Raw genomic sequence first — 10,529 nt, forward strand, 5'->3', positions numbered from 1 at the left:
TGCCAGCGGTGTACGAGGATGCCGCCATTGGCGCAGTCGGAAACGGTGTTGCCCGTGATGGCCAGCCCGCCGGCTTCGACCGAATAGATGCCGGCATCGGCGGCGCCCGATATCTCACAGCGCTCGATCCGGCCGATCGCGTGTTCCAGCGCCAGCCCGTTCTTGCCGCTGCCGGTGATCTGGCAATTGTCGATGGCGAGGTGCGCGACACGGCGCAGATCGAGCAGCCCTTGCGTGTAATCGCCCATCGCGCGGTTCGCACCATCGAAGACCAGTCCGCTAAGTTCGATATGGTCGGCCTGTTCGGCCATGAACAGGTGGCCGTCACCGCCGTAAACGATGCGCGTCGCGCCCGGCACGCCGGAAAGACGTACGCGGCCGGGCAGCGAAAGATTGGAGACGACATAGGTGCCGGGCGGCAGGAACACCGGCATGTCGCGGCTGTTTGCGTCACGCAGCAGTTTGGCGAAGGCCTTGCTCTGATCGTCTGATGTGCCGGGCTGCACGCCGAGTTCGGTGGCATTGATCGAGCCGCGCATCGAGGCTTTCTCGATGCCGCTCAAGCTTGCGGCTACCGCCTTGCCGAGCGCAAGGCCCATGACGGCAAAGCCGGCGGTTCCAGTCAGCAGCGTTCGTCTGTTCAACATCGGCACAGAATCCCAGCGTTCAACCTTGGCGTCGCAGGAATCGTGCCAGACGGTTTGCCTCTCCTCTGGACGGAAACGACAATGGCTTGTCGAGCAGCCTCTGCGGGCCTAAGTTCAGGAAATGAGCAGAGCTTTCACCCGCGAGGAAGACAGCGAAAATGCCATCGCCGGTGTCGGTGAGCGGCCGGTCAGCCAGCATCGCAATCTGGTGACGGAACGCGGCCTGGCGCAGATCGAGGAAAATCTGGCCGATCTGCGCGACATACTGGCGAAGGCCGAACGCAAAGCCGACCGCGAGCGCATAGCGGTCGTGTCGCGCGATCTGCGTTACTGGACCGCCCGGCGCGAAAGCGCCGAACTCTCGGTGCCGGAGCCGGGCAGTGACGTTGTGCGCTTCGGCATGGGCGTCACGATCGAGAGCGATGACGGCAAGAAGGTGCATTGGAAGATCGTCGGCGAGGACGAGGCTGATCCCACCAAGGGCAGCATTTCGCATGTTTCGCCAATGGCTGTCGCCCTGTTCGGCAAGAAGATCGGCGACTTGGCCAGCGTCAACGGCAAGGAATGGGAAATCGTCAAGCTCTCCGAGAGCTAGGACGTCTCAAATCCGCCGCACTGATTGGCGCGTCATTTGGCGAGTTTCTGAAGCCCGACCCGATATTTGTCCATGACCTCGCGCGCGGCCTTCATCTGCCGTTCGAACCTGTCGGCCACCGGTCTTAAAATGATGCCGTGATCAGTTTCGATGATCTGGAGCTGATCGCCCGATTGCAGATTCAAGCTGTCCAGCATTCCCGTGGCAAGATCAGGGCATCTGATCCGTCGTCGAGCTTGTGGATGGTCGTCTTCACGGTTACCGCACCTTGGTTGCAGTGTCAGTCTAGCACAACCTTTTCAGAGATGCAGCAGTCCTAGTCCGTGGCCAGCAGCCGGTCCAGCAGGCGATCCGCTGCCTCTGGAATGACTGTGCCCGGCGGGAAGATCTCGGCAGCGCCGGCTTGCCGCACCGCGTCATAGTCCTGCGGTGGGATGACGCCGCCGGCCACGATCAGCATGTCGCCGCGACCGAGCTTCTTCAGCGCGTCGCGCAGTTCGGGGATCAGCGTCAGATGTCCCGCCGCCAGCGACGAGGCGCCGACGATGTGGACGTCCTGTGCGACCGCCAGCCTGGCGATCTCATCCGGTGTCTGGAACATCGCGCCGACGGTGACGTCGAAGCCGAGATCGGCGAAGGCCGTAGCGATGACCTTCTGGCCACGGTCGTGGCCGTCCTGGCCCATCTTGGCGACGAGAATGCGCGGCTTGCCGCCGGTCTTCTTCTCGAAGGCGTCAAGCTTGTCCTGCAGCCCGTCGACCACGGGATGATCGCCAAGCGCCTTGCGATAGATGCCGGAAATGGTCTGCACCGTAGCGACGTGGCGCCCAAACGCCCTTTCCAACGCGAATGAAATCTCGCCGACCGTTGCATTGGCGCGCGCGGCTCGGATGGCGAATTCCAGCAGGTTTTCATTGCCTTGCGCGGCACGGGTCAGCGCATCGAGTGCGCTTTCGACGGCGGCGACGTCGCGCGTGCCCTTCAGCCGTTGCAGCTTCGACAATTGCCGGGCCCTGACCTCGGCATTGTCGATCTTCAGCACGTCGACCTCGATGTCGGTCTCGGGCCGATGGGCGTTGACGCCGACCAGCATCTGCTCGCCGGAATCGATCCGCGCCTGCGTGCGCGCGGCAGCTTCCTCGATGCGCAGCTTGGGAATGCCCTGTTCGGTCGCCGCCGCCATGCCGCCGAGCGCCTCGACCTCCTCGATATGGGCAAGCGCGCGCGCCGCCAGATCATGCGTCAGCCGTTCAAGATAGGCCGAACCGCCCCACGGGTCGATGATGCGCGTGGTGCCGGATTCCTTTTGCAGGATGAGCTGGGTGTTGCGGGCGATCCGCGCCGAATGGTCGGTCGGCAGCGCCATCGCCTCGTCGAAGGAATTGGTGTGCAGCGATTGGGTGTGGCCCTGCGTTGCAGCCATTGCCTCGATCATGGTGCGGACAATGTTGTTGTAGGGATCCTGCGCCGTCAGCGACCAGCCAGAAGTCTGGCAATGGGTGCGCAGCGACAACGAGCGCTCGTCCTTGGGCGAAAAATTCTTCTGCATCAGGGTCGCCCACAACAGGCGCGCGGCCCGCAGCTTGGCGACTTCCATGAAGAAATTCATGCCGATGGCCCAGAAGAAGGACAGGCGCGGCGCGAAGCGGTCGATGTCGAGGCCGGCCGCGACGCCGGCGCGAGCATACTCGATGCCATCGGCGATCGTATAGGCGAGTTCAAGGTCGGCCGTCGCGCCGGCCTCCTGCATGTGATAGCCGGAGATCGATATCGAATTGAACTTCGGCATGTTCTTCGATGTGTACGAGAAGATGTCCGACACGATCCGCATCGAGGGCTTTGGTGGATAGATGTAGGTGTTGCGGACCATGAACTCCTTCAGAATGTCGTTCTGAATGGTGCCGGCGAGATCTTTCTGCGCAACGCCCTGTTCTTCCGCCGCGACAATGTAGAGCGCCATGATCGGCAGCACCGCGCCGTTCATCGTCATCGATACCGTCATCTCGCCGAGCGGAATGCCGTCGAAGAGCTGCCGCATGTCGAGAATGGAATCGATGGCGACGCCAGCCATGCCGACATCGCCGGCAACGCGCGGATGATCGCTGTCATAGCCGCGATGCGTGGCGAGATCGAAGGCGACCGACAGGCCCTTTTGACCAGCGGCAAGGTTGCGTCGGTAAAATGCGTTGGATTCTTCGGCCGTCGAGAAGCCGGCATATTGCCGGATCGTCCAGGGCTGCTGGACATACATGGTCGGGTAGGGGCCGCGCACGAAGGGCGGCAGGCCGGGATAGGTGTCGAGATGCGGCAACCCCTTGAGGTCGCTTTGATTGTACAGATGCTTGGCGACGAGCCCTTCCGGCGTGGTCCGCTGGCCTTTGACCTCGACGGGAGCGCGGCGTGGCGGGACCCAGCCGATCTGGCCGAAGTCCGGGATCAAGAGCCGGCTCCGATCGATTGGTCGATGCGGACTGGAAACAGCGCCTCGCAGACGGCAACGCCTTCGGTGAAGGCCGGCCGCCGTTCCGCCGCCAGCGTCTCGACCGGACGTTCGTCTTTCGATGGATAGAGCGTGGTGCCGATGATGGCCCGTTGGCCTGTGCGGTAGGCTGCATTGCGCTGCTCCGCAGCTGCGTGGACGCGCTTCTGGATGCGTCCGTCCTGAAGGCTGGACAGGACACCGCCCTCGGCTTCGATCGTCTGCAATTCCGCCCAGGCCAACTCGCACAACTCCGCGGTCAACGCCTCGACGGCGCCGGAACCATAGGCGGGATCGGTGACATGATCGATATGGCTTTCATTGGCCATGATCAGCTGCGTGTTGCGGGCAACACGACGGGCAAAACCCGCCGGCAGACCATGCGCGATCGTGTGCGGCAGGATGGAGATCGAATCGGCGCCGCCGCACGCCGCGGCAAAGCATGCAATGGTGGTGCGCAGGATGTTGGTCTCCGGATCCATCGCCGTCATCATGCGAAACGACGTCTCGGCATGGATATTGGCGGTGGATGTCGGGATCGAACAAGCCTCCTGCACCCGCGCCCATAGCCTGCGCAGTGCTCGCATCTTGGCCGTCGACAGCAACTGGTCCTGGTCGACGCTGAGCGCAAAACCGATATGGGGTGCGGCATAGACAAGCGGCTGCCGCGCCGTCTCGAACATTCTGAGATAGGAGACAGCCGAAGCCAGCATGATGCCAAGTTCCTGCGCTTCCGTGGCGCCGGCATTGTGGAACACGCGCCCGTCAGCTTCCAGCAGCACGCCCGGAACGCCCATCGCGAAGAAGTGCGCCAGCGACTGTGGCATAGAGGCCTGCAGCGCCTCGATCGACATGCGCAACCGACCGGTTCCCGCGAAGATCGCCGCTGGATCGATGCCGAAGGAGAGGTTGAGCTTTGCCGGGTCCGATCGCCGCTTGCTCAGGAACGCGACCAACCAGTCGGCCACGGCGCGGCTCCAGGGATGGGCGTCGATGCGAACCTGGATGCGGTTGAGCGGTATGCCGTCCAGCACCGCCTCCAGCGCCTCCGCCGTTCTCGGCAAGCCGTAGCCGAACGCGTTGGGCGCCCCTTCGAAGACCAGCGACAATCCCGTGGCACCCTGTGCAACATCCTCCAGCGCTTGGCTTCTGGCACGGTCGATGTCCGGATCGTCGATGCGCTGGCTGACGATCCATGGCGATTTCGGGTTTGTACGCACGATCGGTTCCGCCGCGGTGCTGCGGTCGTAGAGCGGTTCGATACGGATGTTGTCATCGCTGTGCGAGACCAGCTTTTCCTCGAAGGAAGCGCCTGCCAATGCCTTTTCCGCCAAGGCGAGCCATCGCTGACGCTCGGCGTTCTCGGGTTCCACGTCCTGGATCAAGGCTCCGGCGCCCATCCGTCCTCCTCGTTTCATGCGGCCGCACCAGCCGGGAGCGGTTCAGTCTACGGTCCCCGGTCCGATATCGCAATGCAATGCGCTTTCAGAGACCGGATTCGATCCATCAGATATAGGTCAGTCCGCGTGGACGACGATTGCCAAACAGCGGCAAAATCCGCAAGCTCCAAAAACCCGATCTGAACGAATGGGGCCGATTTGGGCGAATGGCCCGGATTTGGACGAATGGCCCCGATTTGGACGAATGGCCCCGATTTGGACGAATGGCCCCGATTTGGACGAATGGCATTGTCGCTGTGCAATGGCCTCACTATACCTGCGGCAAGGCCACTGGCTTTAGACACATCAGTTTGCGGAGACCGGACATATGGCTGACGAGACCAGTATTTTCATCGGCGCCAGCCGAAAGCCCGACGACAGCTATCAGCGTGCCGAGCAGTTGTTGCTGCGATATGGGAATCGTCACGGCCTGGTGACCGGCGCCACCGGCACCGGCAAGACCGTCACCTTGCAGATCCTGGCCGAAGGATTTTCCAACGCCGGCGTGCCGGTGTTCTGCGCGGACATCAAGGGTGATCTGTCGGGCATCGCGATGATGGGCACGGCACAGGATTTCCTCGTCAAGCGGGCCGAACAGGTCAAGCTCGATCCGTATGACTTCCAGGAATTTCCCGTTATCTTCTGGGACTTGTTCGGCGAGCAGGGTCATCCGATCCGCGCCACGGTCTCGGAAATGGGGCCGTTGTTGCTGTCGCGCCTGATGAACCTGACCGAGGCGCAGGAAGGCATCATGAACATCGCCTTCCGCCTGGCGGATGAGGAAGGTCTGCTGCTGCTCGACATGAAGGACCTGCAGGCGCTGCTCGCCAACATCGCCGAGCGCGCCGACGAGATCGGCTCACGCTATGGCAACGTGACGAAGCCATCGGTCGGGGCTATTCAGCGCACGCTGCTGGTCCTCGAACAGCAGGGGGCCGCAAACTTCTTCGGCGAACCGGCACTGCGTATCGCCGATATCATGCGCACCACCCGCGACGGACGCGGCGCCATCAGCGTGCTTGCCGCCGACAAGCTGATGATGAATCCGCGGCTCTACGCGACCTTCCTGCTATGGCTGATGTCGGAGCTGTTCGAGGTGCTGCCGGAAGTCGGCGACCCCGACAAGCCGAAGCTGGTGTTCTTCTTCGACGAGGCCCATCTTCTGTTCGACGAAGCACCCAAGGTGCTCATCGATCGCGTCGAACAGGTCGTCCGACTGATCCGCTCGAAAGGCGTCGGCGTCTATTTCGTCACCCAGAACCCTTTGGATATCCCTGAAAAAGTCCTGGCCCAGCTCGGCAATCGCGTCCAGCACGCGCTGCGCGCCTATACACCGCGCGAGCAGCAGGCAGTCCGGACGGCGGCCGAAACGTTCCGGCCAAATCCCGATTTCGACTGCATGACCGCCATTACACAGCTTGCCACTGGCGAGGCGCTGGTCTCGACGTTGGAAGCCAAGGGTGTTCCGTCCATGGTGCAGCGGACCCTGATCCGCCCGCCATCCTCGCGGCTTGGGCCCATAACGGCCGCTGAGCGGCAAAAGCTGATCCAGGAAAGCCCGGTCGCCGGCCAGTACGATCAGGCCGTCGATCGCGAATCGGCTTTCGAAATGCTGCAGAAAAAGGCCAAGGACGCGCAGGATGCCGAAGAGCAGGCCCAGCAGGCCGGCAACGGCGGCTCGCGCTGGACCATTCCGGGCTTCGGCAATGACGATCCCGCGCCGCAATCCGGTGGCAGGCGCACATCTGCACCGCGCCCGTCCAACCGCCAGACGGTCGCAGAGGCGGCGATCAAGTCGGTGGTGCGCTCGGTCGGCTCTTCGGTCGGTCGGGCAATCGTGCGCGGCATTCTGGGGAGCTTGTCGCGCGGGCGGTGACTGGAGGCAGCGGGCGCCGCCGCTGCCTAGTCAGCTCAGAAAATCGAATTCGTGATCGCCTTGACCGGTCCAAGCAGCACCGAACCGTCCGGCACGCCGGCATCGATCGGGATCGCCTGTCGGTTGGCCGTCGCCACCATGGGTTGGCTGGCGTCGCTGGTCACGATGACCGGCGTCTTCGAGGGCACGCGATCATAGAGGTCGATAATGTCCTGGTTCATCAGACGCACGCAGCCTGACGACACCGACTTGCCGATCGAGCGCCACTCCGGCGAGCCGTGCAGACGGTAGAGCGTGTCGACATTGCCCTGGAACAGATAGAGCGCGCGTGCACCGAGCGGATTCTTCAGGCCGCCGGGCATGCCGCCATTGTCGGCGCTGTAGGGTTTCAGTTCCGGCTGGCGGGCTATCATTTCGTCCGGCGGCGTCCATTTTGGCCATTTCTGCTTCCACTGAACGACGGCGTCGCCGGACCATTCGAAGCCGGCGCGGCCAAGGCCGACACCGTAGCGTATCGCCTGACCGCCTGGACGAACCAGATAAAGGAAGTGGCCGGTCGTATCGACGACTATGGTTCCCGGCTTCTGTCCCGTCGGGTCGGGAACGATCTGACGCAGGAATTGCGGATCGATCTTGTCGACTGGGATGGCCGGCAAATCGAAGCCGCCGTCGCTGACTGCTGCATACATCGTCACATAGTCCGCCAGAGGCGGCTCGACATAGGTTGGTGGCGGCGGCTCGACCGGACCCGGCCCGGTGGTGGCGCATGCGGAAACCGCGATCGAAGCGGCGCCCAGGGCTGCGGCATTGAGAAAGCCGCGACGGCTCAGGCGAAAAGATTCGATTTCAGTTATGGACATGGTTGCCTTCTTTAAGTCTCAAATCGCAACAAAGCGTGAATTCGCCGACAGTTACGCGGGTGCCTGACAACACCTGGGGCGATAGGCGGTTCCGATTCTGGCCCGAACGTGGGCAAAGAAAGGCGAAGCTGTGACCAGGCTGCTACTGTGGCGCCAGAGACACAGGTCTCTTAGCTGCCGGGCACAAGGGCTTCGAGCGACGGCAGGATCAGGGCCGGTGGGAAGTCCCGGTATTCTTCGGGCTGGTTGGAGCGGTTGATCCACACCGTGCGAAAGCCGAATTTGGTGGCGCCTGCAATGTCCCAGCGATTGGACGACTGGAAGGAAACCGCGCCGGGGTAGAGGCGCCAGCCGGTGGCGACCATGTCGTAGACCGCCGGATCGGTCTTGAAGCGCCGCACCGTATCGACGGAATAGATATCGTCCAGAACCTGGTCGAGCGCGGCGGATTTGACCGCCGCCTGCAGCATTTCTGGCGAGCCGTTGGACAGGATCGCCAGCCTCGCTCCCGAAGCTTTGAGCGCCTTGAGCACGGCCGGCACTTCCGGATAGCAATCGAGCCGCCAATAGGCATCCAGCAATATCGCCTTGAGACCGGGGTCGGCCGAGGGAACCTTGCGCAAGGCGAAATCGAGCGCCTGTTCGGTCAGTTGCCAGAAATCGGCATAGGCGCCCATCAGCGTGCGCACCCAGGAATATTCGAGCTGTTTGGCGCGCCAGATCTCGGACAACAATTGGCCGTCCGGCCCGATCCGGTCGGCATGACGGCGCACGGCGGCATGCACGTCGAACAGCGTGCCATAGGCGTCGAAGACATAGGCGGCGTATTGCATGACAGCAGTTTTGAGGGCAGGCGCGACAAGGTGCAAGCTTTGATTGCATTGCGCCCCGGCACTGGCCTCAACAAAACTCCATGATGCCGGTTGACGGCGCCCGCCAAAGCATCTTCCAATGGCTGTCACACGAGACCGATTGAGACGGGACGAGATGATGACACTGGCGGCTGCGGCGCAATCCACGACATGGACTTTCGTCGATGGTGATTGGCACGAAGGCAACGTCGCCATTCTGGGGCCGCGCAGCCACGCCATGTGGCTCGGCACCAGCGTTTTTGACGGCGGCCGCTGGTTCGAAGGCGTGGCGCCGGATCTCGACTTCCACGCAGCCAGGGTGAATTCCTCGGCGATTGCGCTCGGCCTGAAGCCGAACATGAGCGCCGACAAGATCGTCGGGCTGACATGGGATGGGTTGAAGAAGTTCGACGGCAAGACGGCGGTCTATATCAGGCCGATGTACTGGGCCGAGCATGGCGGCTATATGGGCGTGCCGGCCGATCCCGCCTCGACGCGCTTTTGCCTTTGCCTCTATGAATCACCGATGATTCCGGCGACTGGCTTTTCGGTGACCGTGTCGCCGTTCCGGCGTCCGACCATTGAAACCATGCCGACCAACGCCAAGGCCGGCTGCCTTTACCCCAACAACGGTAGGGCCATTCTCGAAGCCAAGATGCGCGGCTTCGACAACGCAATGGTGCTCGATATGCTGGGCAACGTCGCCGAGACCGGAACCTCGAACATCTTCCTGGTCAAGGATGGCCACGTCTTTACGCCTGCGCCGAACGGCACCTTCCTATCCGGCATCACCCGCTCGCGCACGATAGCGCTGCTCGGCGAATATGGCTTCAGGACCACGGAAAAGACGCTGTCGGTGCGCGATTTCCTCGAAGCAGACGAAATTTTTTCGACCGGGAACCATTCCAAGGTGGTGCCGATCACGCGCATCGAGGATCGCAATCTGCAACCCGGGCCGGTGGCCAAAAAAGCGCGCGAACTCTATTGGGATTGGGCGCATTCGACTTCTGCTGTTTGAGCGGATAAAAAGGCGATCGACGCTTCATCCGGAGTTGTCCCAACCCATTCCAGACCTATCTTACTCCGGTATCGACACCGGATTTTTCCACGAGGGAGTACTATCCATGGCCTTTGAATTGCCCGCTCTGCCTTACGACTATGAGGCCTTGCAGCCTTACATGTCGAAAGAGACGCTGGAATATCACCACGACAAGCACCACAAGGCGTATGTCGATAACGGCAACAAACTCGCCGCCGAGGCCGGCTTGGGCGATCTGTCGGTCGAAGAGGTGGTCAAGCAGTCGTTCGGCAAGAATGCCGGCCTCTTCAACAATGCCGCCCAGCATTACAACCACATCCATTTCTGGAAGTGGATGAAGAAAGGCGGCGGCGGCAACAAGCTGCCGGGCGCCTTGCAGAAGGCAGTCGATAGCGATCTCGGCGGCTACGACAAGTTCAAGGCCGACTTCATTGCCGCTGGCACGACACAGTTCGGCTCCGGCTGGGCCTGGGTCTCGGTCAAGGATGGCAAGCTGGCGATCTCCAAGACACCGAACGGCGAAAACCCGCTCGTCCATGGCGCGTCGCCGATCCTCGGCGTCGATGTCTGGGAGCACTCCTACTACATCGACTACCGCAACGCCCGGCCGAAATATCTCGAGGCGTTCGTCGACAGCCTGATCAACTGGGACCATGTCCTGGAATTGTACGAAAAGGCGAAGTGATCGATTTCCAGAAGCCCCGGTATCACCCGGGGCTTTTCTTTTCTGCGTCCCGCAAGAG

General features: G+C 62.1%; 10 protein-coding genes. 4 read left to right on the top strand and 6 right to left on the bottom strand.

The features are described from left to right. Positions 1-647 (bottom strand): TIGR03808 family TAT-translocated repetitive protein (locus tag EN932_RS19035; RefSeq protein WP_128368977.1); only part of this gene is annotated, 647 nt, incomplete at its 3' end. Between the two features lie 121 nt (positions 648-768). Between EN932_RS19035 and greA the strand changes: the two genes are divergently transcribed. Continuing rightward, positions 769-1,242: a transcription elongation factor GreA gene (gene greA / locus EN932_RS19040; RefSeq protein WP_013532674.1), complete on the top strand. Its 474-nt coding sequence runs from the start codon at positions 769-771 to the stop codon at positions 1,240-1,242. 32 nt (positions 1,243-1,274) lie between these two features. Here greA and EN932_RS19045 read toward each other — a convergent pair whose 3' ends face one another. The 3 genes from EN932_RS19045 to EN932_RS19055 form a co-directional block, all read right to left on the bottom strand. Then, entirely contained in the window at positions 1,275-1,427 is a 153-nt protein-coding gene (locus EN932_RS19045) for a hypothetical protein (RefSeq protein ID WP_244514279.1), read from the bottom strand. A gap of 131 nt (positions 1,428-1,558) precedes the next feature. Beyond that, positions 1,559-3,682: a methylmalonyl-CoA mutase gene (gene scpA / locus EN932_RS19050; protein ID WP_013532673.1), complete on the bottom strand. Its 2,124-nt coding sequence runs from the start codon at positions 3,680-3,682 to the stop codon at positions 1,559-1,561. Further along, entirely contained in the window at positions 3,679-5,121 is a 1,443-nt protein-coding gene (locus tag EN932_RS19055; protein WP_024505548.1) for a methylmalonyl-CoA mutase subunit beta, read from the bottom strand. Before EN932_RS19055 ends, scpA begins: the two co-directional genes overlap by 4 nt. 367 nt (positions 5,122-5,488) lie before the next feature. Between EN932_RS19055 and EN932_RS19060 the strand changes: the two genes are divergently transcribed. Further along, positions 5,489-7,036, top strand: a complete 1,548-nt coding sequence (locus tag EN932_RS19060; protein ID WP_127368562.1) for a helicase HerA-like C-terminal domain-containing protein — start codon at positions 5,489-5,491, stop codon at positions 7,034-7,036. Positions 7,037-7,071: 35 nt separating this feature from the next. Here the strand turns inward: EN932_RS19060 and EN932_RS19065 are convergent, their stop codons facing one another. Together EN932_RS19065 and EN932_RS19070 are read right to left on the bottom strand one after the other, a co-directional pair. After that, on the bottom strand, positions 7,072-7,896 hold the full coding sequence (locus EN932_RS19065; RefSeq protein WP_013532670.1) for a L,D-transpeptidase: 825 nt from the start codon (positions 7,894-7,896) through the stop codon (positions 7,072-7,074). 170 nt (positions 7,897-8,066) lie between these two features. Then, positions 8,067-8,729, bottom strand: a complete 663-nt coding sequence (locus EN932_RS19070) for a haloacid dehalogenase type II (protein ID WP_024505547.1) — start codon at positions 8,727-8,729, stop codon at positions 8,067-8,069. A 157-nt stretch (positions 8,730-8,886) separates the two neighbouring features. On the opposite strand from EN932_RS19070, the gene EN932_RS19075 reads away from it, so the two are divergent. Beyond that, complete coding sequence (locus tag EN932_RS19075) at positions 8,887-9,765, top strand: branched-chain amino acid aminotransferase (RefSeq protein WP_024505546.1); 879 nt, start codon at positions 8,887-8,889, stop codon at positions 9,763-9,765. Between the two features lie 106 nt (positions 9,766-9,871). Next, the gene (locus EN932_RS19080; RefSeq protein WP_013532667.1) at positions 9,872-10,471 is read left to right on the top strand and encodes a superoxide dismutase; all 600 of its coding nucleotides are present in this window, start codon (positions 9,872-9,874) and stop codon (positions 10,469-10,471) included. Positions 10,472-10,529: the final 58 nt, after the last annotated feature.

This window comes from Mesorhizobium sp. M7A.F.Ca.US.002.01.1.1, assembly GCF_004022955.1.
In the GTDB taxonomy this organism is placed as follows: domain Bacteria; phylum Pseudomonadota; class Alphaproteobacteria; order Rhizobiales; family Rhizobiaceae; genus Mesorhizobium; species Mesorhizobium ciceri.

Bases quoted from the DNA above. Each gene is read 5' to 3' on its own strand.
- greA (WP_013532674.1), top strand. From the start codon at position 769: ATGAGCAGAGCTTTCACCCGCGAGGAAGACAGCGAAAATGCCATCGCC.
- EN932_RS19055 (WP_024505548.1), bottom strand. From the start codon at position 5,121: ATGGGCGCCGGAGCCTTGATCCAGGACGTGGAACCCGAGAACGCCGAG.
- EN932_RS19060 (WP_127368562.1), top strand. From the start codon at position 5,489: ATGGCTGACGAGACCAGTATTTTCATCGGCGCCAGCCGAAAGCCCGAC.
- EN932_RS19065 (WP_013532670.1), bottom strand. From the start codon at position 7,896: ATGTCCATAACTGAAATCGAATCTTTTCGCCTGAGCCGTCGCGGCTTT.
- EN932_RS19070 (WP_024505547.1), bottom strand. From the start codon at position 8,729: ATGCAATACGCCGCCTATGTCTTCGACGCCTATGGCACGCTGTTCGAC.
- EN932_RS19075 (WP_024505546.1), top strand. From the start codon at position 8,887: ATGACACTGGCGGCTGCGGCGCAATCCACGACATGGACTTTCGTCGAT.
- EN932_RS19080 (WP_013532667.1), top strand. From the start codon at position 9,872: ATGGCCTTTGAATTGCCCGCTCTGCCTTACGACTATGAGGCCTTGCAG.